This window comes from Nonomuraea sp. NPDC049141 (assembly GCF_040648415.1).
GTDB lineage: Bacteria > Actinomycetota > Actinomycetes > Streptosporangiales > Streptosporangiaceae > Nonomuraea.
Genome location: NZ_JBEZDR010000030.1, coordinates 22,256 through 48,484, shown reverse-complemented (window position 1 = coordinate 48,484; position 26,229 = coordinate 22,256). Strand labels below are relative to the sequence as shown.

Here is a 26,229-nt window from a genome sequence, read left to right as displayed (position 1 = left end):
GCCACCTGCCTGACCCGCACATCACCCTCCAGCCGCAGGGGGCCCTACCGCGATGGGCGTACCTGGTCCATCGTGGAACACATGCGCCGAATGATCGTTCCCGCAGCAGCAGTCCTCCTCTCGCTGGTGTCCGCCCCAGCGCTGGCTGCCACACCCACGCCGCCACAGAAGGCTCCCGTAGCCGAGGGGTACGGCGGCGCGGCCGCCACGGTGGACTTCGACGCCAGCAAGGCCGCCATCGCCGTACTCAAGCAGGGCGGCAACGCCATCGACGCGGTCGTCGCCGCGGGTGCGGTGCTCGGCGTGACCGAGCCCTACTCCGCGGGCCTGGCCGGCGGCGGCTTCATGGTCTACTACGACGCTCGCAGCCGAAAGGTGGTCACGCTGGACGGCCGCGAGACCGCCCCGCAGGCCATGACCGCCACCACGCTGGAAGGCATCCCGTTCGACGAGGGCGTCACCAGTGGCCTGTCGGCCGGCATCCCCGGCACGCTCGCGCAGTGGGACCTGGCCCTGCGCAGGTACGGCACGCTCTCGCTGAAGCAGGCGCTCCAGCCGGCCATCGAGGTGGCGTCCAAGGGCTTCGTCGTCGACCAGACCTTCTACGACCAGACCGCCGCGAACGCCGCCCGCTTCAAGGACATCACCTCCACCGCCAAGCTCTACCTCCCGGGCGGCGCGCCGCCGCCCGTCGGCTCCGTCTTCAAGAACCCCGAACTCGCCGCCACCTACCGCGAGCTGGGAAAACGCGGAATCGGCTGGCTGTACGACGGGCAGCTCGGCAGGGAGATCGTCGCCACGGTCAAGCAGCCGCCAGTCACCCCCGGCGCCACCCGCAACGTGCGGCCGGGCCTGATGGAGCTGTCCGACCTGCGCGCCTACCGCGTGCTCCAGCGCGAGCCCACGCGCGTGGACTACAACGGCATGCAGGTGTACGGCATGGCGCCCCCGTCCTCCGGCGGTTCGACCGTGGGGGAGGCGCTCAACATCCTGGAGTCCCTGCCGAGGGTGGGCCTGCACGAGTATCTGGAGGCGTCCCGCCTGGCCTTCGCCGACCGCAACAAGTACGTCGGCGACCTCCCGAACGTACCGCTGAAGGAGCTGCTGTCCGACGGCTTCGCCAAGGAGCGCGCCTGCCTGATCGGCGAGAAGGCGATGGCCCACCCGGCCTTGCCCGGCAGTCCGGACGGCGCCTATGAGGCGTGCGCCACCCCGGCGGGCACCGCGACGGCGACCACCGACGAAGGCCCCGAGACGACGCATATGATCATCACCGACCGGTGGGGCAACGTCGTCGCCTACAACCTGACGATCGAGTCGACCGGCGGCAACGGCATCGTGGTCCCGGGGCGCGGCGTGCTGCTCAACAACGAGCTCACGGACTTCACCTTCGGCCCCGCCCCCGGTGACCCGAACCTGCCGGCCCCCGGCAAGCGGCCGCGCTCGTCGATGGCGCCCACGCTGGTGTTCGACCACGGCAGGCCGGTGCTGGCGGCCGGGTCGCCGGGCGGCTCGACGATCATCACGACCGTGCTGCAGATCCTGGTCAACCGCTACGAGTTCGGGATGAGCCTGCCCGAGGCGGTCGCCGCGCCGCGGGCCACGCAGCGCAACACCGAGCAGACGCTGGCCGAGCAGGCGTTCCTCGACAAGTACCGAACCGAACTCGAGGCACGCGGGCACAAGCTCGCGCTGACCACGGAGATCGGCGCGGCCACCGCGCTGGAGTTCCTGGGCCACGGCAAGGTGCAGGCGGTCGCCGAGCCGGCCAGGAGGGGTGGCGGCAGCGCTCTGGTGGTGCGGCCGGGCTAGTAGATCAGTTCGTACGCGCCGGGCTTCATCTTGCGGGTACGCGCCCAGTACTCGAAGGTGAAGCCCGGCCAGATCGTCCGGTTCACGCCGTGCTCGTCCAGATACCAGGACGTACAGCCACCCGCGTTCCACACCAGCGGGTCGAGCCGTTCGCGCAGCCGCCGGTTGAACTCCCGCTGCCGTCCCGGTTTGACGTCGATGGCCCTGGCCTGGGTCTTCGAGAGCAGCCGGAGGCAGTCCATGACGTACCGCACCTGTGATTCGATCATGAAGACGACCGAGTTGTGGCCGAGGCCGGTGTTCGGGCCGAGGAGGAAGAACAGGTTCGGGAACCCGGCGGTGGAGATGCCGTAGTAGGTCTCGATGCCGTCCTGCCAGGCGTCCTGGATCTTGAGCCCGTCGCGGCCCACGATCCGCTGCCGCTGGAGCGCCTCGGTCACCTTGAACCCGGTGCCGTAGATGATCACGTCGACCTCGTGCTCCACTCCGGCGGCGTCGACGATCGAGTGCTCCCTGATCTCGGTGATTCCGTCGGTGACCAGCGCGACGTTCGACCGGGTCAGCGCGGGATAGTAGTCGCTGGACAGCAGGGTGCGCTTGCAGCCGATCGTGTAGTCGGGCGTCAGTCTCCTGCGCAGCTCCGGGTCGGGGATCTGGTTCTCCAGGTGCTTGAGCGCCACCTTCTCGTGTGCCTTCATCAGCCTCGGGTCGACGGTGAAGCCCAGCGCCCTGGTCTCCAGCAGCCAGTAGAGGGCGGTGCGTACCGTCCTGGCGGCGCCCGGCAGCTTCATGAACCGCCGGGTCCGGGGTGAGAAGGCGACGTCCGGCTTGGGGTGGATCCAGGGCGGGGTGCGCTGGAACACGGTGAGCCGCGCCACGCGGTCCGCGATCCGCGGCACGAACTGGATGGCCGAGGCCCCGGTGCCGATGACCGCGACGCGCTTGCCGGTCAGGTCGACCGAGTGGTCCCACTCGGCGGAGTGGAAGGCCGGACCGGCAAAAGCCTCACACCCCGAAATTTCGGGGAACGACGGGATGTGCAGGGCGCCGATGCCCGACACGACGGCGTTCGCGCGCAGGGTCTCGCCGTCGTCCGTGGTCACCGTCCACTGGCGGTCGGCGTCGTCGTACTCGAGTGAGACGACCCGTTTGCCGTACCGGAGATGCGGGGTGATGCCGTACTTCTCACCGCACACCCGCATGTAGTCCCAGATCTCCTGCTGTGGGGAGAACAGCCGCGACCAGCCGGGATTGAGGTCGAACGAGTAGGAGTACAGGGGCGACGGCACGTCGCACGCGCAGCCGGGGTAGGTGTTGTCGCGCCAGGTGCCGCCCAGGTCGGCGGCCTTCTCCAGGATCACGAAGTCGTGGTATCCGGCGGCCTTGAGCTTGATCGCCATGCCGATCCCGGCGAAGCCGGAGCCGATGATCACTATCCCTGGCTCGTCCACTGCTCCTCCGCATTATTAGACGCAATGTCCAATGTAGTGAGAGATGGCGAGGTCCGTCCAGAGTGACGCGAATCACACCGACTGGTCGGTATGTTATCCGCCCTCAGGACGCACGAAAAGCGCCGAGGGCGGTTGCCGTCGGCGCCCTGGTGCGCGTGGGTCAGCGCAGGATCAGGAAGGCCGCCACGCCGATGATCACGACGACGGCGATCACCGCGATGATCGGGATAAGAGGCGACTTCTTGCTCGGCGCCGCCTCCTGCTCAGACCGCTGCGCGAACGCGCGGAACTGCTGAGTATTGCCGGCAGGGTCGATATGCTGGTCAGACATGCCCAGCAGCTTAGCGTGATCGTCTGGTGTGTTTGCGGCTTTTGGTGTGATCTGTGGGCATGGGCTGATTAGGGGACCGGCCTGGTGGGCGGATAGCTTTGAAGCATGCTCCGGACCCTGTTCTCTCCACGCGTGGTGGGGTTGCACCTGCTGACGATCGGGGTCCTCATCGCCTTCATCCTGCTCGGGCGCTGGCAGCTCGGCGTGTTCCAGGACTCGGGCAAGCCGCACGCGGTCACCGATCCCGCCCCGGTCGGCGTCACCACGCTGTCCCAGGTGGGCGCGCAGCTGACGGGGGCCGCCGTGGGCCGCAAGGTCTCGGCGGAGGGCGTCTACGACGCCTCGCGCCAGTTGCTCGTCGCCGACCGCCCGGCGGACGTCGACGCGCCGGGTGGCAACGTCTCGCGCGGCGAGGGCTACTGGGTGCTCACACCGCTCCGGCTCGATGACGGCACGCTGATCCCGGTCGTACGCGGCTGGGTGGCCAAGGCCGGCGACCCGGCGGCGGCCGTGCCCGGCGGCAAGGTGGCGGTGACCGGACGGCTGCGCCCGCAGCAGAGCACCGACAGCGTGCAGCGCCGCACCGAGGAGCTGCCCGCGGGGCAGGTGCAGACGGTGTCCACCGGTGAGCTGATCAACCTGTGGAGCGGGCAGAAGGTACGCAACGGTTATGTCGTCGCCCAGCCGCCCTCGGGGCCGCTGGTTCAGGTGAAGGTCCAGCCGCCGGTCGTCGGTGGCGAGCTGACCTGGCGTAATCTCGCTTATGCCGCTAACTGGTGGATCTTCGCTGGGTTCGCCGTGTTCATGTGGTTCCACTTCGTACGCGATGCCGTACGAGCGGATCGTGATCGGGACCGTGGCAAGTCCCCCGAAATTGTTCTGGAAGGTTAACGGTGGAATCGGCTCTGAAGCCCTTCCGGGTGCTCGCCTACATCGTCGGCGTGATGCTGCTCGTGCTCTGCGTGGCCATGGTGCTCCGCTACGGCTTCGGCATCGTGGGCATATCGAAGATCGTGGCGCCCATCCACGGCTTCCTCTACATGATCTACCTGGTCACGGTCATGAACCTCGGCATGAAGGCCCGCTGGAGCTGGCCGTACATGCTGGGCATCATGCTCGGCGGCACGGTGCCGTTCCTGTCGTTCTACATCGAACGGCGGGTGACGAGCCGGGTGCACGCGGCCCTGGCCGCGGCGGCGGCCTGAGGCCGCGCCGCGAACTCGGGTCAGCTGCCGATGCCGCGTCTGCGGGCTCGCTTGAGCCGCTCGCGCTGCGACGGGTCCAGCATCAGGTAACCGACGACCGGGGCGGCGACCACGCCGAGGACGACCAGCATGGTGATAAAGCCGGGCCCGAAGAAGATCAGCGAGAGCAGGACCGCGGCGCCTGCGGCGATGGCGTACTTCTGGACTGGTGACATCCTCAACTTCCTCCGAACGCGGAGCGCGCGCCCCGCCTCTCCCACATTGTGCGTCGTGTGTTCAACGCATGGACCACCCAGGTGGTTCCAATCGCGATGTATCTCAAAATAGGTCGGCGACGGCTTTCAGGTCCTTGCGGAGCGCGTCCGGCCCCGGCCGGTGCGCGGGGAACCCCGACAGCAGCCGGAACAGCACCGGCGCCAGCGCGCCCGCTCTGGACAGCGGGGCGCCGGGCACGGGCGGATGCCCCTCGACGGCCGCGAACAGCGTGGCGCCCAGCGACCACAGATCAGCCGCCGGACCTGGCACCCGCTCGGGTGCCGTGTAGGCCGGGATCGTCGCCGGCATCACGGGGGCGAGTGACATCGGCGCGGGCAGCGGCGTCGTGGCCAGCGTTGCCCGGTCGTCCATGTCGATCAGGACGTTGCCCGGCTGTACGCCGCCGTGATGCGCTCCCCGGGAGTGCAGTTCGGCGAGCTGGTCGAGGACGGCCAGCCCGATCTCGGCCACCCGGGCCGGAGGCAGCGGGCCGCCCGTGGCCAGCACGTGGCCGAGCGTCTGCGACACGGCGAGCCGGTCGAGCATCTCGGCCACCACCTCGACCGGCGGCGGCCCGGCGGGATCCAGCATGGCCCGGACCAGCCACCGGAACGCGTCGGTGCTCTCCGCGGGCGCCCGCCCCGGCGGGCGGCCCTCGACGGCGAAGTGCAGCGTCGCGGCCATCGACCACATGTCGGCGGACGGCCGCATGCCGAGCCCCGGCAGCCCGAACCCCGTGAGCACGGCCCGGCCCGTCGAGGTGAGCAGCACATTGCCCGGATTGACCCGTCCGTGGACGATTCCCGCGTCGTGCGCGGTCCGCAACGCCGACAGCAGGCACACGCCCACCCTGGCGGCCTGTTGGACGGGTAAGGGGTGCCGCGAGTCCACGGTCTTCTCCAGCGAGGTGCCGGAGACGAACTCCATGACCAGCCACGGCTCGCCGTCCTCCACCACCACGTCGAGAACCGGCACGACGGAGGCATGGCGGAGCCCCGCGGCCCGCTGCGCGTCCTGCAGCGCGGCTCCGCGTAGCTCGGCGGGCACGCGTAGCTCCCTGACCGCGACGTCACGATGCTCTGTCTCGTCGAAGGCCAGTCGTACCGAACCCGCGCCCAAAGGATTCAGCAGCCGGTAGCGACCGACGAGCTTCCTGAACTCTCCCATTCCGAGGTGCACGATAGCGCTCCGGATCAGACCAAAGCCATGGCTAGGCCTGGGTTCCCGCCAGCCACTTCTCGTGGGCGTCAAAAACCTTCCCGAACAGGGCGTCCTTCTCCTCTTCGCTCACATCATCCAGCTGCAATCCGAACACGTCGGACAACGCGGAGTAGTAGTCACGAGCCGTGTGCAGAGTGATGGAATGAGCGCCGTTGCCCAGGCGTGACAAGGCGAGCCCGCGGAGGAGATCGACGCCGGAGGCGTCCCGCCGGGCGACCGACGCGACCCGCACGAAACCCGACTCCTTCGACGTCGACAGGTGATGATGCATCGCGGTAAAGGCCGACATGTCGGTTGGGGCAGGGTCGAAGTCCATGCCCAGGAACGAGCCGCTCGGGTCGTGGTCGAGCCGCCAGCCTCCTGGCGCTACCTCCGAGTGCCGCAGACCGTACGAGAAAGGGCCCTGCCGGTAGACGCCCGCGACCAGCGGGAGCGGCTCGTGCAGCGCGTCGCCCAGCCCCAGATCGGCCAGCCACTCCCCGCCTGGATTGTCCTCCGACGGCAGCCCGCGCACGGTGAGCACCAGGTGGTTGGCGGTGATGGCGGGCGGGCCGTCGTTGCGGCCCTGCACGCCGCCCACGTGCCTGGTCACGGCGTAGCCGAGCTCCTTGAGCAGCAGGGAGAACGCGCCGTTCAGGTGGTAGCAGTAGCCGCCGCGGCCACGGATGATCCGCTCGGCCGACTCGGCGGGATCGACCGTGGTGGGGCGGCCGAGCCAGATCTCCAGCGCCTCGTACGGGACCCGCTCGATGTGCGCGACGTGCAGCCGGCGGAGGTTCTCGGCGGTGAGTGGTGCGTCCAGCAGGTCGGGCAGCCCGAGGCGGCGCAGGTATGCGACGGTGTTCACCGGCCAAGTCTGCACCGGATGTGCACATATTGGGGAGTGCCGTCTGCACAGTGCCCTTCTAGGCTTTCGTCCGTGGCAGAGCAGCGACGCATCCTCCTGGTCGAGGACGACGAGACCATCGCCTTGGCGGTACGCAACCGGCTGGCGGCCGAGGGTTTCGACGTCCGGGTGGCCGGTGACGGGGAGACCGCCCTGGTCGAGTACGGCAGGGCCGAACCCGATCTGGTGATCCTGGACCGGCTGCTGCCGGGACTCGACGGGCTGGAGGTGTGCCGCCGGATGCAGCTGGCCCGGCCGGTGCCGGTACTCATGCTGACCGCGCTCGGCGAGGAGACCGACGTCCTGGTCGGGCTCGGCGTGGGCGCGGACGACTACCTGGCCAAGCCGTTCAGCATGCGCGAGCTGGTGGCCAGGATCCACGCGCTGCTGCGCAGGGTCGAGCGGGCCGTCCAGCTCGCCTCGGAGGACACGGTGATCAGGGTGGGCGAGGTGGAGATCGACACCGCGGCCCGCCGGGTGTTCGTCCGCGGCGCCGAGGCGCAGCTCACCAGGACCGAGTTCGACCTGCTGCGCCGCCTGGCCGAGCGGCCCGGCCAGGTCTTCGAGCGCGACCGGCTGCTGTCCGACGTGTGGGGCTTCTCCGAGGCCGCCGCGACCAGAACCGTCGACAGCCACGTACGGGCGTTACGCCGCAAGCTCGGCTCCGGCGTCGTGCGCACGGTGCACGGCGTGGGCTATGCCCTGGTGCGCCGATGAAACAGCCGCTCGACTTCCTCGGCCGGATCAAGGTCAAGCTCGGCCTGGTGATCGTGCTGGCCGTGGGCACCGCCTTCGTGGTGAACGAGGTCGGCATCAACTCCGGCCTGTCCCGAGGCGTCAGGATCGCGGTCGCGCTGGTCCTCGCCCTGATCATGGTGCAGGTGCTCGCCATGGGCATGACCAAGCCACTGCGCCAGATGGCCAGGGCCGCCCAGACCATCGCCAAGGGCCGCTACACGCTGCGGGTCCGCGCCACCTCGCGCGACGAGGTCGGGGAGCTGGCCAGGGCGTTCAACGCGATGGCGGCCGACCTCGGCGAGGTCGACCGGCAACGGCGCGAGCTCGTCGCGAACGTCAGCCACGAGCTCCGCACGCCGATCACCGGCCTGCGCGCCGTCCTGGAGAACGTCGTGGACGGCGTCTCCCCGGCCGACCCGGTCACGATGAAGACCGCGCTCGCCCAGACCGAACGGCTCGGCCGGCTCGTCGCGCAACTGCTCGACCTGTCACGGCTCGACTCGGGCGTACGCCTCATCGAACCCGACGCGGTCGAACTCGCACCCCTGCTGGAGCAGGCCGTGCGCGAGGCCGCACTGGCGCGCGAGGACGTCCGCCTCGACCCTTCGGTCCCCGCGGACCTCGCCGTCCGCGCCGACCCCGACCTGCTGGCCCAGGTCCTGGCGAACCTGCTCGACAACGCGGTACGCCACAGCCCGCCCGGCGGCTCGGTCACCGTGACGGCCGCTCCCGACGGCGACGGGGTCCGCATCGCCATCACCGACCAGGGGCCGGGGATTCCCGCCTCGGCGCACGGGCGGGTGTTCGAGCGCTTCTCCCGGCTGGACACCGGGCGGACGGCGGACGCGGGGGGTGCCGGGCTGGGGCTGGCGATCGTGAAAGAGATCGTCGAACTGCATGGCGGTTCGATCCGTATCGGCGACTGCGCGGGGTGCCGCATGATCGTCGATTTACCAGGGAGGACGACTATGGCGGATACGCCGTTAGAACCTGAGCAGGCCGCGGGGGCGGGCGAACGGGTCCCGGCCGGGCCCGGTCCTGTTGCGGCGGGTGAGACGGTTCTGCCGGCCGGCGGGGCCGCGCATGTTGAGGAGGAAGGGGAGGACCCGCTGTCGGTCCGGCCGGTGTCCCCGGCTCAGCCGGACTCCTTGCCTCAGCCGGACTGTCAGCCAGCGTCCTTGGCGCAGCCGACGTCTTTGGCACAGTTGGAGTCTTTGGCGCATTTGCCGTCTTTGGCTCAGCCGGTCGCTGGGGTGCGGCCGGTCGCGGCGGGGGAGCCGGTGTCTTCTGGTCAGCCGGTCGCTGTGGGGCAGCCGATCTCCTCGGCTCAGCAGGTCGGGCTGGGTACGTCCTCAGGTCAGCCGGTCGCTGTGGCCCCATCCGCCTCGTCGGCGGCGCCGATGCAGGCGGTCACGCAGCCTACGCCGATGGCCGATGGGCGGCGGCTCGCGCGGATGGTCGCGGGGGGAGTCATCGGCCTGCTTCTGGGGTTCCTGATGGGGCTGTTCGCCGCCGTGTTCGTCAGCGTGGTCATGAACAGCGATGGGGCCGCGCTCATCACACTCGTGCTGGTCACCGCGCTTGTCGGGGCCGTCGGGGTGTCTCTGGGGGCGGGCACCGGGCGACGACCCGCCGGTGCCCTGCCGTACCAGCCCGCTCAGGGCCGCCCGCCGGGCCAGCCGTACGCAGGGCAGCCGTACCAGGGACCGGCATTCCAGGGGCAGGGGCAGCCCGGCCCGCAGGTTCACGGGCCGCAGGTTCATGGCCCGCAGTCGCCGCCACCGCCGTACGTCCCGCCGCCGCTGTTCCCGCGCCCCGAACTGCCTGAGACGCCGCGCTGGCTGCTGCCGGCGGCGGCGGGGGCCGGCGTGTTCTCGGCCGTGGCGTTGCCGGACGCGCAGGTGGGGCTGGGCGTCGTGCTGGTCGCGATGGTGCTGGGCGCCGCGGCGCTGCCCGCGGTGCTGCGGCGGATCACGCCATGGACGGTGATGTTCGGCCTGACCGCCTACTGGCTGATCGCGATGGCCGCCGTGCGGGACGCCGACTGGCTGGTGGGGATCCTGTTCCTCGCCGGGTGCGGGCTGCTGGCGCTGGCCGTCTCCGGTGCCGGGTTCGGCTGGCTGGGCGTGATCAGGGGCGGCGCGTCGGTGCTGCTCGCGCTGGGGCCGGTGCCGTGGTTCCTGGCCAAGCCGTTGAAAAAGCTGACCGCGAAGCGGCGCATCCTGCCCATGCTCACCGCGCTGGGCATCACGGCCGTGTTGCTGCTGGTGTTCGGCCTGCTGTTCGCCTCGGCCGACGCGGTGTTCGCCAGCTATCTGGAGCGCCTGACCACGACCCCGGACTGGGCCGAGTCGGTGCCGCTGCGGATCTTCCTGTTCGTGGTCGGAGCCGTACTCCTCGCCGCCGTGGTGCTGGTCGCGCTGCGGCCCGTGGTGGATCCGGTCGGGCCCGAGGTCAAGTTCGGGGTGACCAGGAGCATCTGGCTGGTGCCGCTGACCGCGGTGAACCTGCTGTTCGCGGCGTTCGTGGCGGTCCAGATCACCGCGCTGTTCGGCGGCAACGCCTTGGTGCTGAAGACCGTCGGCCTCACCTACGCCGAGTACGCCAGGCAGGGCTTCTTCCAGCTCGTCATCGTCAGCCTGTTCGTGCTGGGCATCGTCGCCGTCGCAGCCGGGCTGCTCCGGACCGAGCGGCGCGAACGCTGGCTGCTGGCCGGACAGCTCGGCGTCCTCTGCGCCCTCACGATGGTCGTACTGGCCTCCGCGCTGCACCGTATGGACCTCTACACCGACGCGTACGGCCTGTCGCGGCTGCGCCTGTCGGTGCAGGCCACGGTCTGGTGGCTGGGCGCGCTGTTCGCGCTGGTCATGCTGGCGGGCACGGTTCGGCTGCTCGGCCGCGGCTCCGGCTGGCTGCCACGCACGATCGTGCTGGTCACCGGGCTCGGGCTGGGCGCGTTCGCGATCGTCAATCCGGATCTCCAGGTGGCCCAGACACAACTGGAGGTACGCGGCGTGGCCAAGCTGGACGCCGACTACCTGGGCGACCTCGGCGCGGAGGCCGTACCGGCCCTGGACCGGCTCCCCGAACCGCAACGCAGCTGCGTACTGGCCGACGTGGTCGCCGCCAACGGCCTGAACCGGGCCGACGCGTGGAACGGCTGGAACCTGGCCAGATCCCAGGCCCGCGAACTACTCGCCAAACGCCCGGTCGCCACTCCGCTCACCGGCTGCGACCGCCCGGTAGGCCGAAGCGACTGAGGGATCCGCCGCCTGGCTGGTCTCCGGCCGGTCACTTGGTTGGCCGGACGCCTGGCCGGTCGGCGGCTGGTTGGCGGCTGGTTGGCGGCCGGCAGCTCGGCCACGCGGCTTATGGTCGGCCACCCGGCTTACGGCCGGTCCGCGGCTGTCGATTGGTGGCCAGTTGGCGGTCGGCCGCAGGGCCGCTCGGCCTATGGCTGGTCTGTCGGCTGCCGACTGGGTCGGTCGCTCGGCCGATGGGCGGTCCGCAGCCGTCGGTCGGTCGGTGGTCGGTCGCCTCGATGGTGGTCGGCGGCCGGGCGACCGCGGTGCCGCTCGGATCAGGTTTAATCCTTGAGTGGCTTTCGATGTGATCATCAGCGGCGGACGTGTGCTCGACGGGACAGGAGCGCCGCCATACCGGGCCGACGTGGCGGTCACCGGCGACAGGGTCGCGGCGGTGGGCCGCCTCGACGGTGCGGAAGCCGCCTCCGTCATCGACGCGAACGGCCGGTTCGTCGCACCGGGGTTCATCGACTGCCACGCCCACGGCGACGCGGCCATCTTCGACCCCGCCGTACAGCTGGCGGCGCTTCGCCAGGGGGTGACCACGTTCGTGCTGGGCCAGGACGGCCTGTCCTTCGCCCCCGGCTCCGCAGCCACCGTCGCCTACGCCGCTCGCTACTTCGCGGCCGTGAACGGCCCGCTTTCCGGTCACAGCCGCGCGGGCGGCGGGCCTTCGGGCGACGCGCCTTCCGATGGCGCGCTGACGGTCGCTGAGCTGCTCCAGGGCTATGACCGTACGGTCGCGCTCAACGCCGCCTACCTCCTCCCGCACGGCACGATCCGCTACGACGTCATGGGCCCCTCCTCAGGCACACCCGCACGTGACGAGCTGGCCCGCATGCTCGCCCACGTCGAACGCGGCCTGTCGGACGGCGCGGTCGGCCTGTCGAGCGGCCTGGAGTACCTGCCAGGCCGCTACGCCTCCGCCGAAGAACTGGCCGCCCTGTGCGCGCCGCTCGCCGGCCTCCCGTACGTCACCCACATGAGGGCATACGGGACACGAGCCGGAGCCGGCATGTCAGAGGTCGTCGAGATAGCCCAGCGCTCCGGTACCGCCGTACACGTCTCCCACCTGCACGGACCCGCGGACGTCCTGCTCCCGCTCGTGGAGGAGGCGCTCGCCGGGGGCGTCGACCTGACCTACGACTCCTACCCCTACCTGCGCGGCAACACCATCCTGGCGATGGTCGTACTGCCGCCCGAGGTCCCGGCCGCCGAGCCGGAGCGCGCCCTGGAGATGCTGTCGTCCGGAGAGCTCGACGACTGGTGGCCGGGGCTGGCGCAGACCTGGCCGCGCCTGACCATCTCCCACGCCCCGGGCCTGGAGTGGGCGGAGGGCTTGGGCATGGTCGAGGCGGCCGAGCGGGCGGGCTTGGCGCCGCACGAGTTCTGCCGCCGCCTGCTCATCGAGACCCGCCTGGAGGCCGGCTGCGTGACGGCCCGCCCCGACGAGGGTCCGGAGGGGGAGGAGTCGGTACGCCGCATCCTGCGCCACCCCGCGCAGACGGGCGGCTCGGACGGCATCTACGTGGGCGGCCACCCGCATCCGCGCGGCTTCGGCGCGTTCGCCCGCTTCCTGGGACGGCACGTACGCGAGCTGGGGGACTGGACCTGGGAGCAGGCCACCGTCCACCTGTCGTCACACCCGGCACGCCGCTTCGGCCTGACGGACCGCGGCCTGCTCCGACGCGGCTTCGCGGCCGACCTGGTGGTGATCGACCCGGCGACGGTCACGGACCTGGCGACGTACGAGACTCCCCGCACACCGGCGACCGGGGTGAACGACGTGCTCGTGTCAGGGGTGCCGGTACTGGCGAACGGCGTCCTGACCGGCAAGACTCCGGGACGAGCCCTGCGCCCGAACTAGCCGGATGACCTGCTTCAGGCGGGTCGTCCTGCCGGCCGTGTGAGGAGCTTCAGGCTGGTCATGGAGCTGGACCGGGCCGCGTGGGGAGCTCATAGCTGGTCGTCGGGCTGGGCCGCGTCGGGTTCGTCATGCCGGTCGTCGGGTCGGTCGCGTAAGGAGCATCATGCCGATAGAGGCCGAGATCAAGGCGCGGGTCCGCCGGCCGGAAGCGGTACGTGAGGCCATGCGCGGACGTGCGGCCGCCGAGATCCTCGTCTACACCGACGCCTACTACGACGCCCCCGGCCACCCGCTCACCACCGCCGGCAGCGAGCTACGCATCCGCACTGTGACCACGCCGACCGCCGACCGGGGTCACGACCCCAACCCGCCCACGACGCCCTCCAGCCGGGCGTACAGGGCGGACACCACCACAACAGCCTCAAGCCGCACGATCCTCACCTACAAAGCGCCCAGCGTGCACGAGGCTACGGGCTCAAAGCCGGAATCCGAGACGGAGGTGGCCGATCCCGAGGCGCTGGACGCGATCCTGCGCGGTCTGGGCTACGAGCAGGTCATCTCCTACGAGAAGCACTGCGTGAACTGGAGCTACACCACCTCCGGCCGCCGCCTGCTGGCCACCCTCGTGACGATTCCAGACCTGGACGGAACCTTCCTGGAGATCGAGACCCTGACCGACGACCTCGAAGACCTGCCGGCGGCCCTGGCAGTAGTACGAGCGGAAATGCTCGACTTGGGAGTCGAAGAACACGACTTCACCACCGAGCTCTACACCGAGGCAGTGGCCCGAAGCCGCACGGGCTGAGCGCTCGCCCACGGCCGGGGCCAAGAAGACGCACGTCACGGCGCCCAGCCGTCTCCACCGGAGGAGCGTGTCCCTGGACAGGGCCCGGCCACGTGTGGCGGGTGGGGCCCACCGGGCTGGCCGTACAAGATCGAAAAAATATGATGCCCATGAGATAGGGTCAGACGCGGACAAATGGGGGTGTTGTGCAGGGTTTCCATGAACACGACAGGTCCGTCTTCGACGGGGCGTCCCTTCCGCTGATGGTCGTGCATCGGGAGGCGTTGGAGCACAACATCGCCACCATGGCCGCCTTCGCGCGTGATCACGGCATGGAGCTGGCGCCGCACGCGAAGACCCACATGTCCGGAGAGATCGCCACCATGCAGCTCGAAGCGGGCGCATGGGGGCTCACCGTGGCGACGCCGAGGCAGGCGATGGCCGCGCGAGAGTTCGGGGCGGCCAGGGTCATGGTGGCCAACCAGGTCGTGGACCCGGTCGGGCTGGAGTGGGCGGCGGCGGAGCTGGCCGCGGACCCGGGCTTCGACTTCCTGTCCTTCGTGGACTCGGTGGCCGGGGTGGACATCCTGGCCCGGCACGCATCGTCACGGCCGTTCAGCGTGCTGGTCGAGCTCGGGCACGAGGGCGGGCGGGCCGGTTGCCGGACCCTGGACCAGTTGCTCGAGGTGGCCGCCCATGTGCAGCGGACCGACGGGGTGGAGCTGGCCGGGATCGCCGGGTACGAAGGGGCGCTGAAGACCGCTCCAGAAGTCCGGAAATATCTATACCTGTTGCAGGATGCGGTCGAGCACCTCCGCGTCAAGAATCCGATCCTGACGGTCGGCGGCAGCCAGTGGTTCGACGTGATCGGGCGCGAGCTCGTCACCACCCAGGCCAGGGTCATACTGCGCGCCGGAGCGTACGTCACCCACGACGACGGCTACTACCGCGAGCGCACGCCCTTCAACCGCGTCCCCGGTGAGCTGTGGCCCGCGCTGGAGGTGTGGGCGTACGTGCTGTCCACGCCCGAGCCGGGGCTGGCGATCGTCGGCATGGGCAAGCGTGACGCGCCCTACGACGAGGGCCTGCCCGTCCCGAGGCGCGGTGGCGTCACGATCGTGAAGATGCAGGACCAGCACACGGTCGTACGCGCCGACGGGCTCAAGCCGGGTGACCTGCTCGCCTTCGGCATCTCGCACCCGTGCACGGCCTTCGACAAGTGGCGGACGCTTCCGGTGGTCGACCGGGACTACCGCCGCGTCGGCACGATCAACACCCATTTTGGTTAAGGAGCTGTTGTGAAGAAGGAATTGAAGACCACCGAAGGCGCGCCCCCCGTCGGTGCGTACTCCCAGGGCCTGGTCGTGGGCGACTTCGTCTACACCTCGGGCGCGGGACCGCTCGACCCGGAGACCGGTGAGGTCGTCGGCGGCGACGACGTGGCCGCCCAGACCCACCAGGTCATGCGGAACCTCGGCGCCATTCTCGCCGCCCACGGCCTCGGGTTTGACGACGTGATCAAGGCCACGGTCCATCTGCAGCACCTCAAGCGCGACTTCGCCGCCTACAACGAGGTGTACAAGTCGTACTTCAGCCAGCCGTACCCGGTCCGTACGACCGTCGGCTCGGACCTGCTGGACATCCTGGTGGAGATCGACTTCGTCGCGTACAAGAGCGCGTAAGGTCGGTCCGTGGACAGTTCGGTGTACGTTTTCGTCGAGGATCTGCGCGGCGAGGGCGTCGAGCGGGTGCTCGACAGGATCAGCGGCTACGGCGTGGCGGGCGTCACCATCGGCGCCGTGCACCACGCCTCCCGCGACGTCACCCCGCACGGACTGTCCAGGCTCACCCTCCGCCATGACGGCGCGCACTTCGTCCCGCCGTCGGACCTGTTCTCCGGTCTGCGGCTCAGGCCGACGGCCGGATATCAGAACGCCCTCGACGGCCTTCGCGAAGCCTGTTCGGAGCGAGGGCTGAAGCTCCACGGCTGGACGGTTTTCCTGCGCAATGCCACGATCGGCACCCAACATCCGGACGTGACCGTACGCGACTGCTTCGGCGACCGTGGCTCGCTCACCGACCTGTGCCCGGCGCATCCCGATGTGCGGCAGTACGCCGTCGCGCTGTCCAGGGCGGTCGCCCGGCTCGGCGTCGACAGTGTCGTGGCCGAGTCGCTGCACTTCAGGCCGCTCAAGCCGCAGCGTTCTTTCGTACCGCTCGGGCCGATGGACACCTACCTGTTCGGCCTGTGCTTCTGCGACTACTGCATGCGCCGGGCCACCGACCTGGGCGTCAACGCCGAGGTGGCGCGCGAGGAGTGCGCCAGGATCGTGGGCGGGGTGTTCGACGGCGACCCGCCCGCGCAGGGCGAGGTGACCCGGGCCGCGCTGACGGCGTACGCGGGGCCCGAGGTGGTCGCCTACGCCCGCGCCCGGTCGGAGACCGTCACCACGCTGGTCTCCGAGGTGGCGTCCGCGGTGGCGGAAGAGGGCTCCAAGCTGGTGTTCATCGACTCCACCGGCGCGGTCAAGGGCTACACGGACGGGCTGCCGTCGCCCGGACTGGCCGCGCACGACGCGTGGCAGCTCGGGGTGGATCTGGTGGCGCTCGGGGATCTCGTGCCCGCGTTCGGGGTGCTCGCGTACGCGCGGGACGCCGCTCGGGTGGCCGACGACGTGGGCGCCTACCTGCGGTCGGTGGGTAAGGATCGTGAGGTACGCGCGGTGCTGCGGCCTGGTTACCCCGACAGCGACTCGGCCGATCGGCTGGTCGCGAAGGCTCGGGGGGCGAAGGCCGCGGGGGCGTTGGCGGTGGATTTCTACGCTTATGGGCTGATGCAGTATCCGGTGCTGGACCGGATCCCCGCCGCCCTGGCTGAGGCCCTCTGAGGCGTCGCGGACGGGTGGGCGGCGCGGTGCGCCGCAGGACGTCGGCGGGCGGCCGGATTTATCCCGCTAAGTCGCAACACCACCCAGCACAGCGGACACCGCCTGATTCGCGAAGTCGTCCGTGAGCGGCAACCCCCGGAACACCGCCCTGACCCACACCGCCCCGGCCAGCAGATCGATCACGAGCATCGGGTCCACCGACCGCTTCAGCTCGCCCCGCCGTACCGCCCGCTCGAAGACCTGCCGCTCCCGTACGAACCGGTCCGCGAAGAACCTCCGCGCGTCCAGCTCGGGATGGCGTACGGCGGCGCCGAGCGCGGCCACCGCGATGTCCCTGGCCGGCGGCTCGGTGAGCAGCCGCCTGATCCCCTCCACGAGCGCCACGAGATCGCCGCGGAGGCTCCCCGTGTCCGGCGGCTCGAACTCCAGCAGGTCCGCCTCCACCAACGCGGCCCCCAGCAGCGCGGCCTTCGACGGCCACCAGCGGTAGATCGTCGTCTTGTTGACGCCGGAACGCTCGGCCACCCCCTCGACGGTCAGACCGTCATAGCCCTTCTCCGCGACCAGCCGCAGCGTCGCGTCGAAGATCTCCTGCTGCTTCCTCGGCGCCATGCGGTCATTTTCTCCCGGCGAACGCCGTGAGCACGCCCAGCCCCAGGTACACCACGCCGCTGAAGTGACGCAGCGCCCTCGCCCGGCCGGCGAGGCGGGCGCCGAGCGCCCCGGCGGTGAACACGTACACCATGTCGGAGATCAGCCCCAGCAACAGAAGCGTGGCGCCGAGCACCACGATCTGGAGCGCCGGCGACCCCGCCGACGGCTTCACGAACTGCGGCAGCAACGCCAGGAAGAACAGCGTGACCTTGGGGTTCAGTACGTTCACCACGAGGCCTTCGAGGAACACCTTGCCGAGCGGCTGCCGCGGCGGCGCCTCCGTGCCGGCCTGCTCCTTGCTGGTGAAAGCGCGTATCCCCATATAGACGAGATAGCCGACCCCTGCCCACTTGACGATCGCGAACAGCGTCGCCGACTTGGTGATCAGGTACGAGAGCCCGGCCGCGGCGGCCGCGATGTGCACCAGCGTTCCGGTCTCGACGCCGAACGCGCTGGCCAGCCCGGCGGCCCGGCCCTGAGCGAGGCCCCTGGCGGTGATGTAGAGGTGGTTGGGACCCGGAATGAGCACCAGTGCGAGGGACGCGCCCACGAAGAGCACGTACGTAGACCAAGGGATCATGAAATATCAGCGTAAAGCTGCGTTGGTCCGCTGATAAGGGCCAATCGGGTACCCCGTTCCTGGGCCAATCGGATGTCGGCCGAGCGTGGCATAGTTGCTGCCGTGAAGGGTCTCCTGGTCGGGCGCGCTGCTGAGCTGGCGAGACTCGCCCGCGTGCTCGAATCCGCCGCCGACGGCACCGCCGAGGTGGCGCTCGTCGGCGGTGACGCCGGCATCGGCAAGACCCGGCTGGTCACCGAGCTGGTCGCCGAGGCCCGCTCCCGTGGCTTCAACGTGCTGGTCGGACAGTGCGCCGAGCTCGGCGACACACTGCCGTACCTCCCGCTCGCCGACGCCCTGCGCGGTGCCGAGCCGGCCGTGCGCGACGCGGTCGCCGCCCACCCCCTGCTCGGCCAACTGCTGCCGGGAGTGGAGAGCGCGCCTTCGGCGGGGCTCACGCAGCAGCGGCTGTTCGGCTCGCTGCTGGGGCTGCTGGCCGAGGTGCAGCCGGTGCTGTTCGTGATCGAGGACCTGCACTGGGCCGACCGCTCGACGCGTGACCTGCTGGTGTTCCTGAGTCGCATGGTGCAGACCGAGCGCGTGTGCGTCGTCGGCACCTACCGCACCGACGATCTCCATCGCCGCCATCCCCTGCGTTCGGTGCTGGCCGAGCTGAAGCGCCTGCCCAGCGTCACCCACCTGGAGCTGGGCCCACTCGACTCCGGCGAAATGTCCGACTACGTAACAACCTTGGGTGATCTGGACGCCCAGGAGCTCGGCGTGATCATCGCTCGGGCGGGTGGTAACCCGTTCTATGCCGAGGAGCTGTTCGCCGCCGTGGCCGAGGGCGACAGCCTGCCCGACGGGCTGGCCAGCCTGCTGATGTCCCGGGTCGAGGTGCTGTCCGAGCCCGGCCAGCGCGTGCTGCGCGCCGCCGCGGTCGCCGGTCGCCGCGTCGAGGACCAACTGCTGCGCGAGGTCTCCGAGCTCCCGCTCGCCGACTTCGAAGAGGCCGTACGCGAGATCGTCTCGCGCGGCCTGCTCCGCGTCGACGGCTACGGTTACGCCTTCCGGCACGCTCTGCTGCAGGAAGCCGTCTACACCGACCTGCTGCCCGGAGAGCGCACCAGGCTGCACGCCGACTTCGCGCGGCTGCTCACCTCGCCCGCGGAGCTCGCCCACCACCACCTGGCTGGCCACGATCTCGCGGGAGCCCTGGCCGCCTCGGCGGAGGCCGGCAGGGTGGCCGAGCGCCTCGGCGCGCCCGCCGAAGCCCACAGCCACTACGACCGGGCGCTGAGCCTGTGGGATCGAGTTCCCGAGGCCGCCGAGCTCGCCGGTGAGAGCCGGGCCGCGCTGGCCTTCCGCAGCGCGGTCATGGCGGCCGACAGCGGCGACAACCACCGTGCCGTCCAGCAGCTCCGCGCCCTGCCCCCGACCTCCGAGGTCAGCGAGCGGCTCGCCTACTACCTGACCGAGCTCGACGACCAGGACGGCGCCATCGCCGCCGCCGATCGCGCCGTCGAAGACGCCCCCGACCAGGCCACTCTCGCCCGAGCCCTGGCCACCTACGCCCGTACGATCACCTGGACCGCCCGCCACACCGAAGCCCAGGACATGGCCCGCCGCGCCATCGAGACGGCCAGAGCCGTCGGCGCCCGCGACGCCGAAGTAGGCGCCCTGCTCATCCTGGCCTTGCACGCCGAGCACGAAGGAGACATGGCCAGAGCTCACTCGCTCGCGCAGACCGCCACCACCGAAGACACCAGCGACCTGGCCATGAATCTGCGCGCCCGCTTCCACCATGGCCGCCTCCTCTACGAGCAGGGCCTGCTCGCCGAGGCGGCCGAGGTCGCCGACGATGGCATCCAACTCGCTGTCGAGACCGGCCTCAACTGGAGCACCTACGGCACCGACCTGCGCTTCCTCCGCTTCCTGATCCACTACGTGGCCGGCGAGTGGGACCAGGCCGAGGCCATGGCCGCCGGCTTCGGCGCCCGCGTCGGCACGTTGCCGGAGGCGGTCCTGTCGTCGTTCGCGCTGTTCATCGAGGTAGCCCGCGGTCTGCCCGCCGTCGAAGGGCGCCTCAACTGGCTGCGACCGTTCTGGTCAGATCTGCTCGTCGCCTACATGTCCCGCGGGCTGGCGGCCGAGCACGCCCTCTGGCAGGGCGAGCCCACCGTAGCCCTCGAACACGTAGAGGCCGCCCTGGCCACCTGCGAACCCGGCGACCCGGGCATCCTACGCCTCGCCACCGTCGCACTGTGGGCACTCGCCGACCTCGGCCAGGTGGAAGGCGCCGACGACCTCCTGGCCCGCGTCCGCTTCGCCGTCGAAACCGGCCCGGTGGGCCAACGCGGCCAGATGGGCCCGGAAGGCCAGGCCTGGGCCCTGCGCGCGGAAGCTGAATGGCATCGCGTACACGGCCGGCTCGACGTGGACCTGTGGCGGCGAGTGGTGGCGGCGTTCGACTACGGCTTCGTCTACGAGGCGGCCCGCGCCCGCTGGCGCCTGGCGGAGGCCCTGCTGGCAGCAGGAGACCGGCCAGGAGCCCAGTCCGAGTGGGAGCAGGCCCGCGAGACGGCGGGCAAGCTACGGGCCGCACCGCTGGACAACGCCTTGAGCGACTTCGGCCGCCGAGCCCGCTTCACCGGCGGACAGGCGGACGGGGGTCTGACGGCGCGGGAGATCGAGGTGCTACGGCTGGTGGCGGAGGGCCTGACCAACCGGGAGATCGCGGAGCGGCTCTTCATCGCACAGAAGACGGTAAGCGTGCACGTGTCCAACATCCTGGGAAAGCTGGAGGTCTCCACCCGCACCCAGGCGGCTGCGGCGGGGCGGGAGCGCGGGTTGCTCTGACAAGCGTGGGCCTCCCACTATGGGTGCTTCGCGCTTGGAGGTCGGGCTGTGTTTCCCAGGGGGCTCGCGCCCCCTTCGACCCCCCGAAAGGCGTGGTCCTCGCTCTCGCTCGGGCGCTTTATCCAGGGCTTCGCCTCTGGGCGAGGGGCTTTCCAGCCCCTCGGGCTCCCCGGGGTCGACCGATTGACCCTCGTCTCTGACCGAGCGACCGATCGCGGACGGTGAACCCGTCAGGCCCTGGGGCTCGACGCGAGATCACGTACCACCTCAATGAGCTCCGCCGGATCAAACGGCTTGGTGAGGTAGGCGTCAACGCCAATGCCATGTCCGCGCCGCTTGTCATCATCCTGCGCTCTAGCAGTGATCAACACGACCTTGATGTGACTGGTCGCCTCCTCGGTACGCAGCTTCTGCGCCGTCACCCAGCCGTCAAGCAACGGCATCATCACGTCAAGCGTGATGACATCGGGCATGACGTCGAGCACGCGCTCAAGACAGTCCTGCCCATCGGTGGCGGTGGCGACCTCGAAGCCTTCCAGGCTCAAGTTCACCGCGATCAACTGACGGATGACCTCGTCATCGTCCACGACCAGTACCCTGCCAAGAACCTCGCCCACGGCCGCAAAGCTACCCGTAGTGGCGCGGTCACGTGCGGTTTTCCTTGGATGTGTGGCTGGACCTTTATCGTGGTGCGGAGTGGTGGCCTGATGCTGGTAGCCTTATCACTCGTTGAGCCCCCTTAGCTCAGGGGATAGAGCACCGGCCTCCGGAGCCGGGTGCGTAGGTTCGAATCCTACAGGGGGCACACGATCTTGACCGGCGGCTCCGGCCGCTGACCAGGGTAAACATCGTACGAACGGGCGGGCCTCCAGTCTCACGGAGTCCCGCCCGTTCTCGTTGACGCTCACTGGCTGTGGACCAGTTGTGGACCATGATCGGGCTTCCATCAATGCCTCTAGCGGTGAGGCGGCTTCATGTCACCTGCGCTTCCTTAGATGCGATTAGGATCGGCGCGGGTCAGCAGATCCTCATATCCCCCAGGTGCTGATCACTCGTCGGTGGCCACGATCAGTGCGAGATCGCCTGTGGTGCGCTGAATGGTCATGAACCTGTGGCAGTTGGTATAGATCCCGCCCCAGTCGTGGGAAGCCCGATTACGGTCAGCGCGTCGCGTGCCGATCGGCAGCCGACGGGGCTAGGGCTCTTCGGCCGGCGACGTCCGCGCGCTCCCAGCCACCGGGACGGAACGCCAGACGACCGAGGACCATCGCGGCCAGGTTCGCGGGCTACGGCTCGCGGGCTACGGCTCGCGGCACGAACTCGGCACTGATGTCTTAGGAGGCATGGCGACGTAACGCGGGAGTCTGAACTGCGTGCATACAAATTTCGGCAGGCACAGACGCGGGAGGCTCACAAGCTACTGAGTGATAGGGGGGCACGTGGGATGGTAAGGCAGTTCAGGAAGAAGTTGGGCCCATTGAGAACGGCTGATAGGCCCGATGACGTCGCAGTCCTTCGCGACAACGCGGGCCGGATCGGTGTCCCATAGCCGTATTGTTCCGTCGTTACTGGCGGTAATGAGCATATGCCCGTCGGTGCTATACGCGACCCCATATACAGGGCCTTCGTGACCGGTCAGGGTAGCGATCAGCCTGTGGGTGTGGGTATCCCACAACTTGACCGTCTTGTCTACGCTAGCGGTGGCGAGCGTTCGTCCGTCAGGACTGAACGCCAGCCCCCAGATGCCATCGCTGTGGCCGGTCAGGGTAGCGATCAGCTTGTGGGTGTGGGTATCCCACAACTTGACCGTCTTGTCGTCACTGACAGTGCCAAGGGTATGCCCGTCGGGGCTGAATGCCACGTTGTAAACAAGACTGCTGTGGCCGGTCAGGGTGGCGATCAGCTTGTGGGTGTGGGTATCCCACAACTTGACCGTCTTGTCGCTGCTGGTGGTGGCGAGCGTTCCTCCGTCGGGACTGAACGCCACCCCCCAGACAGTACCGCTGTGATCAGCTAGAGACGTGATTATCTTGTGGTGAGCCACGCTCCACAGTCGCGCTATGCCATCATTGCTGGCGGTTGCGAGCGTGCGCCCATCCGGGCTGAACGCCACGCCCAGCCCCAAGAAATCTGTGTTGCGCGTATCAGCGTGAGGTAGAGCGGCAATCAGATGATGGCGGGCCAGATCCCACAAGCGAGCAGTTCCGTCATTACTGCTCGTTGCGACAAGTTTCCCGTCAGGACTAATTGCGACCCCAAAGACAGTATCTTTATGGCCGGTTAGAGTTGCGATCACCCTGTTGCGATCCATGCTCCAAATCCGAACGGTTCGATCGCTGCTACTAGTAACGAAAGTGCGTCCGTCTGGACTAATTGTCACCCTCTTTACAGGCCCGATCGGACGGGGCGTAAGAATTGTGCCATTCATGCTCCACAGCACCGCGCTCTTGTCATTACTAACTGTAGCAATCGTGTTCCCATCGCGACTAAATGTCGCCGCCCAGACAGCACCAGTGTGACCCGCCAAGGTGGTGGTCACTTCACGGCGAGCGACATCCCATAGTTTAGTCGTGCCGTCGGTGCTGGTAGTTGCCAGGATGGTTCCATCCGGACTGAACGCCACACCGCAGACAGGACCTCTGTGGCCCGTTAGGACGGCAACCACTTTATGGCGGGCTACGTTCCACAATCGAACCGTGCGATCGTTACTGGCGGTTGCAAGCGTACGTCCATCTGGGCTGAACGCCACCCCGTTGACGTCGTCAGTATGGGCAGGCAAGGTGGCAATTTCCTTACGGCGGGCAACGCTCCATAGCCTGACCGTTGTATCCAAGCTAGCGGTGGCTAGTATCTGCCCATTGGGACTAAACCCGACCCCGAAGATTAAGCCGGTGTGGCCGGTCAGGACCGCTATCTCCTTATGCTTGGTCGAACTCCACAACCGAACTGTTCGATCGCCACCGACGCTTGCGACCATTCGTCCATCGGGACTAAATGCCACGCCCGTGACCTGATCGGTATGGCCAGAGAGAGTAGCGATCTCCTTGTAGTTGGCCATGCTCCACAACTTAACTGTGCCGTCGGCACTGGCGGAGGCAAGCGTGTGGCCATCGGGACTAAACACTACCCAGTTGACGTCGCTCGTATGACCAGCCAAGGTAGCAGTTACCTTGTGATGAGAAACGTCCCATAACTTGACTGTGCGATCGGCGCTTGCGGTGGCGAGAGTGTATCCATTGGGGCTGAGCGCCACTCCATAAACAGTATCTTTGTGGCCGACAAGTCGAACTCTAAAATAACGACTTTGGCTGCTTAGTATCGTGCTCCGAGTTTCAATGAGAGTGGGATCTTGCTGGAAAGCCTCGACAGCATGCAGCATAGAAGCCTCTGGTTGGCCTCCTGCGGCCAACGTGGCTGACTCAGCCGTTAATTGACGGGCAATAGCGATCCGCTCCTGGGTCTGCGCCGCCTGGCTTTGCCGGACGGCCACCAGACTCGCGGTCAGGGTCAACACGAGAAAAGTGGCCAAGATGGCAATGATCTGTCGTTGGCGTCGAGTGCGCCGCTGAGCGGCTCGATCGCAGGCGTTCAGGAAAGTGCGTTCTAACGGGCTGAGATCGGCCTGATGAGCTGGGTCGGAGGCCCAGTCACGGGCCAGGTCAAGGCGGGAGCCCTGATACAGATGAGCGGCTTCCCTGTTGGCACGGTCCCAGGTGTTTGCGGCTTCGCTGAGCTGCTGATGGATGCGCAAGCCAACCCGATCGGCGTCAATCCACCGGTGGAGGCGTGGCCAGGCGTGGAGGAGCGCCTCATGGGTGATCTCGGCGGTTTCCTCGTCGAGAGTGACAAGTCGCGCGCTGACAAGGGCTTCCAGCGCAGCGACGGCTGTCTCAGGGGAAGACAGGCGATAAATCAAACTGCGGTCGATTCGGCGGCGAGTGTCTGCGCCGCCTTCCCCGACCTGGACCATACGCAACATGAGCAGGCGGACTGCCTGCTGTCCGGCGGAGTCGAGTTGGTTGTAGGCTGCCTCAGCAGTTGTGGCGATCGCACCTTTGATACCGCCTGTGGCCTGATAGCCAGATACTGTCAGTGTGTTGTCTTCACGATGTTCCCACGTGGCGCGCAGGGCGTGGGCGAGGAGCGGCAACACTCCAGGGCTGCGGTTCTGCTCAGCCTCATCACCGAGGCCTAGGTCGCGCAGCAGAACCTCGACCAGTCCCGGTTGTAGAGCTTGCCCCGTGACTTGAGCTGGCCGAGTGATCGCGTCGTGTACCTCAGAGGTATTCATTGGCCCGACGATGACGGGCGCCTCCTGCAGCGCGGGTCTCAGTTCAGGATAGGTAGTGCAGTGACCATAGAAATCTGCTCGCAGGCCCAGGACGACCAAAGCGGGTGGCTCATCGCCGCCGTCGCCGCTAGATATGGCACACAGCGCTCTGACGAACGCTTGCCTTTCGTTCTTGTCGGCGCATTGGGTGAAGATTTCCTCAAACTGATCCACTACCACCACCATTCGGGCACCACTGATCGTTTCTTGCCTACCGCGATCACGCAGTATCTCTCGTATGGTGGCGGCAAGCTGATTGGGATTGTCGACCAGTTGGTTAGCTGATGGCAATTGCGGGTTATCTGATGACTGCCTCATGCAGGCCATCAGCTCGGTCAGTGGGTGCTCGGTAGGAGTGAACAGGATGTGGGGCCATGTCCTGGAGCCGGGTGATCGCACGGCGCCTTTGGCCAGCATCGGTAGCAGACCTGCGCCTAGCAGCGAGGATTTTCCCGCTCCGGATGGGCCCACGACCACCAGTGGGCCGGTTCGGTCCATGCGTTCGGTCAAAGTCTCGGCCAATTCGGAAATCAAGCGATCTCGGCCGAAGAACCACTGCGCCTGGTTGGGGCCGAACGCGGTCAGACCCGGGTATGGGCAAACCGGCGGTATGCCTCCGTTGGTGGTCCAAGCTGGTTTAGACGACATCGGACCGCTGAGTACAGGTGGCTGGTAGGCGGGATTCGGGCAGAGTACAAAGTCGTCGATCCACGCACTGGCGTGATGGCGGGGACGCGGGAAACCCTTCGCAGGCAGAGCCCGGTCTAGGTATCGATAGACGTGCCGCAAAGTTAGCTGCTGAGGACCTTCCGGATCGCCCTCGTTTATCAGCCGGATCATTTCGCCAGTGAACGCAGTGTGTACGTCTCCGGGCGGTGCCATCGCCAGTTCGTTTCGGGCTGCCGCAGCCAGTACATAACCGCCGTGCACCCGGGCCAAGTCAGCTTCCTCCCCGTCAACAGCCCCAAGGACACCCACCGCCCGACCAGAAAAGCAACAGTCGAGTACGACAACGATCGACCGAGCTGGGCTCTGCAGTAGGCAGTCACGGATTGCCGTGTAAGCCAGCGCAGTGTGCGCCAGC

At 68.4% G+C, this 26,229-nt stretch carries 20 protein-coding genes and 1 tRNA gene; 12 read left to right on the top strand and 9 right to left on the bottom strand.

The window, feature by feature from the left end:
• Window positions 1-81: 81 nt before the first annotated feature.
• Window positions 82-1,812 (top strand): gamma-glutamyltransferase, encoded by a 1,731-nt coding sequence (ggt, locus tag AB0B91_RS55725; protein WP_358339856.1) that lies wholly within the window; start codon window positions 82-84, stop codon window positions 1,810-1,812.
• Here the strand turns inward: ggt and AB0B91_RS55720 are convergent.
• Window positions 1,809-3,263 carry an NAD(P)/FAD-dependent oxidoreductase gene (locus AB0B91_RS55720; RefSeq protein WP_358339854.1) on the bottom strand — a complete coding sequence of 485 codons (1,455 nt, stop codon included), beginning with the start codon at window positions 3,261-3,263 and terminating at the stop codon, window positions 1,809-1,811. The genes ggt and AB0B91_RS55720 overlap by 4 nt on opposite strands.
• Before the next feature lie 160 nt (window positions 3,264-3,423).
• The gene (locus tag AB0B91_RS55715) at window positions 3,424-3,594 is read right to left on the bottom strand and encodes a hypothetical protein (RefSeq protein WP_358339852.1); all 171 of its coding nucleotides are present in this window, start codon (window positions 3,592-3,594) and stop codon (window positions 3,424-3,426) included.
• A 105-nt stretch (window positions 3,595-3,699) separates the two neighbouring features.
• Here AB0B91_RS55715 and AB0B91_RS55710 point away from each other — a divergent pair, with 105 nt between their 5' ends.
• Together AB0B91_RS55710 and AB0B91_RS55705 are read left to right on the top strand one after the other, a co-directional pair.
• Window positions 3,700-4,485: an SURF1 family protein gene (locus AB0B91_RS55710; RefSeq protein WP_358339850.1), complete on the top strand. Its 786-nt coding sequence runs from the start codon at window positions 3,700-3,702 to the stop codon at window positions 4,483-4,485.
• 2 nt (window positions 4,486-4,487) lie between these two features.
• A complete protein-coding gene (locus AB0B91_RS55705) occupies window positions 4,488-4,799 on the top strand; it encodes a DUF3817 domain-containing protein (RefSeq protein WP_219535578.1) in 312 nt (103 codons plus the stop codon).
• Between the two features lie 20 nt (window positions 4,800-4,819).
• Here the strand turns inward: AB0B91_RS55705 and AB0B91_RS55700 are convergent, their stop codons facing one another.
• From AB0B91_RS55700 to AB0B91_RS55690, 3 genes are all read right to left on the bottom strand, one after another.
• Window positions 4,820-5,014, bottom strand: coding sequence for a hypothetical protein (locus AB0B91_RS55700; protein WP_358339848.1), 195 nt, complete (start codon window positions 5,012-5,014; stop codon window positions 4,820-4,822).
• A gap of 103 nt (window positions 5,015-5,117) precedes the next feature.
• Window positions 5,118-6,221 carry a protein kinase gene (locus AB0B91_RS55695; protein ID WP_358339846.1) on the bottom strand — a complete coding sequence of 368 codons (1,104 nt, stop codon included), beginning with the start codon at window positions 6,219-6,221 and terminating at the stop codon, window positions 5,118-5,120.
• 43 nt (window positions 6,222-6,264) lie between these two features.
• A complete protein-coding gene (locus AB0B91_RS55690) occupies window positions 6,265-7,122 on the bottom strand; it encodes an arylamine N-acetyltransferase (protein ID WP_358339844.1) in 858 nt (285 codons plus the stop codon).
• Window positions 7,123-7,194: 72 nt separating this feature from the next.
• On the opposite strand from AB0B91_RS55690, the gene AB0B91_RS55685 reads away from it, so the two are divergent.
• The 7 genes from AB0B91_RS55685 (at window position 7,195) to AB0B91_RS55655 (ending at window position 16,743) form a co-directional block, all read left to right on the top strand.
• Window positions 7,195-7,878 (top strand): response regulator transcription factor, encoded by a 684-nt coding sequence (locus AB0B91_RS55685; protein WP_308127352.1) that lies wholly within the window; start codon window positions 7,195-7,197, stop codon window positions 7,876-7,878.
• Window positions 7,875-11,159, top strand: a complete 3,285-nt coding sequence (locus tag AB0B91_RS55680) for a DUF4153 domain-containing protein (protein WP_358339842.1) — start codon at window positions 7,875-7,877, stop codon at window positions 11,157-11,159. The genes AB0B91_RS55685 and AB0B91_RS55680 overlap by 4 nt, the downstream gene beginning before the upstream one ends.
• A gap of 337 nt (window positions 11,160-11,496) precedes the next feature.
• A complete protein-coding gene (locus AB0B91_RS55675; protein ID WP_358339840.1) occupies window positions 11,497-13,071 on the top strand; it encodes a D-aminoacylase in 1,575 nt (524 codons plus the stop codon).
• Between the two features lie 163 nt (window positions 13,072-13,234).
• Window positions 13,235-13,876, top strand: coding sequence for a class IV adenylate cyclase (locus AB0B91_RS55670; protein ID WP_358339838.1), 642 nt, complete (start codon window positions 13,235-13,237; stop codon window positions 13,874-13,876).
• Between the two features lie 185 nt (window positions 13,877-14,061).
• On the top strand, window positions 14,062-15,144 hold the full coding sequence (locus AB0B91_RS55665; RefSeq protein ID WP_358339836.1) for an alanine racemase: 1,083 nt from the start codon (window positions 14,062-14,064) through the stop codon (window positions 15,142-15,144).
• 9 nt (window positions 15,145-15,153) lie between these two features.
• Window positions 15,154-15,537, top strand: a complete 384-nt coding sequence (locus AB0B91_RS55660) for a Rid family detoxifying hydrolase (RefSeq protein WP_358339834.1) — start codon at window positions 15,154-15,156, stop codon at window positions 15,535-15,537.
• A 9-nt stretch (window positions 15,538-15,546) separates the two neighbouring features.
• A complete protein-coding gene (locus AB0B91_RS55655) occupies window positions 15,547-16,743 on the top strand; it encodes a hypothetical protein (protein WP_358339832.1) in 1,197 nt (398 codons plus the stop codon).
• 66 nt (window positions 16,744-16,809) lie between these two features.
• Here the strand turns inward: AB0B91_RS55655 and AB0B91_RS55650 are convergent, their stop codons facing one another.
• Entirely contained in the window at window positions 16,810-17,355 is a 546-nt protein-coding gene (locus AB0B91_RS55650) for a TetR/AcrR family transcriptional regulator (protein WP_358339830.1), read from the bottom strand.
• Window positions 17,356-17,359: 4 nt separating this feature from the next.
• Entirely contained in the window at window positions 17,360-17,977 is a 618-nt protein-coding gene (locus tag AB0B91_RS55645) for a LysE family translocator (RefSeq protein ID WP_358339828.1), read from the bottom strand.
• 102 nt (window positions 17,978-18,079) lie between these two features.
• Here AB0B91_RS55645 and AB0B91_RS55640 point away from each other — a divergent pair, with 102 nt between their 5' ends.
• Window positions 18,080-20,815, top strand: coding sequence for an AAA family ATPase (locus AB0B91_RS55640; RefSeq protein WP_358339827.1), 2,736 nt, complete (start codon window positions 18,080-18,082; stop codon window positions 20,813-20,815).
• Window positions 20,816-21,045: 230 nt separating this feature from the next.
• Here the strand turns inward: AB0B91_RS55640 and AB0B91_RS55635 are convergent, their stop codons facing one another.
• A complete protein-coding gene (locus AB0B91_RS55635; protein ID WP_358339825.1) occupies window positions 21,046-21,432 on the bottom strand; it encodes a response regulator in 387 nt (128 codons plus the stop codon).
• A 116-nt stretch (window positions 21,433-21,548) separates the two neighbouring features.
• Here AB0B91_RS55635 and AB0B91_RS55630 point away from each other — a divergent pair.
• A tRNA-Arg gene (locus AB0B91_RS55630) sits at window positions 21,549-21,620 on the top strand.
• Between the two features lie 612 nt (window positions 21,621-22,232).
• On the opposite strand, the gene AB0B91_RS55625 is transcribed toward AB0B91_RS55630, so the two are convergent.
• Window positions 22,233-26,075, bottom strand: coding sequence for an AAA family ATPase (locus AB0B91_RS55625; protein WP_358339993.1), 3,843 nt, complete (start codon window positions 26,073-26,075; stop codon window positions 22,233-22,235).
• Window positions 26,076-26,229: the final 154 nt, after the last annotated feature.

Excerpts from the sequence above, each read along its gene's own strand:
- ggt (WP_358339856.1), top strand. The coding sequence starts at position 82 with ATGCGCCGAATGATCGTTCCCGCAGCAGCAGTCCTCCTCTCGCTGGTG.
- AB0B91_RS55670 (WP_358339838.1), top strand. The coding sequence starts at position 13,235 with ATGCCGATAGAGGCCGAGATCAAGGCGCGGGTCCGCCGGCCGGAAGCG.
- AB0B91_RS55645 (WP_358339828.1), bottom strand. The coding sequence starts at position 17,977 with ATGATCCCTTGGTCTACGTACGTGCTCTTCGTGGGCGCGTCCCTCGCA.
- AB0B91_RS55700 (WP_358339848.1), bottom strand. The coding sequence starts at position 5,014 with ATGTCACCAGTCCAGAAGTACGCCATCGCCGCAGGCGCCGCGGTCCTG.
- AB0B91_RS55710 (WP_358339850.1), top strand. The coding sequence starts at position 3,700 with ATGCTCCGGACCCTGTTCTCTCCACGCGTGGTGGGGTTGCACCTGCTG.
- AB0B91_RS55715 (WP_358339852.1), bottom strand. The coding sequence starts at position 3,594 with ATGTCTGACCAGCATATCGACCCTGCCGGCAATACTCAGCAGTTCCGC.
- AB0B91_RS55680 (WP_358339842.1), top strand. The coding sequence starts at position 7,875 with ATGAAACAGCCGCTCGACTTCCTCGGCCGGATCAAGGTCAAGCTCGGC.
- AB0B91_RS55695 (WP_358339846.1), bottom strand. The coding sequence starts at position 6,221 with ATGGGAGAGTTCAGGAAGCTCGTCGGTCGCTACCGGCTGCTGAATCCT.
- AB0B91_RS55650 (WP_358339830.1), bottom strand. The coding sequence starts at position 17,355 with ATGGCGCCGAGGAAGCAGCAGGAGATCTTCGACGCGACGCTGCGGCTG.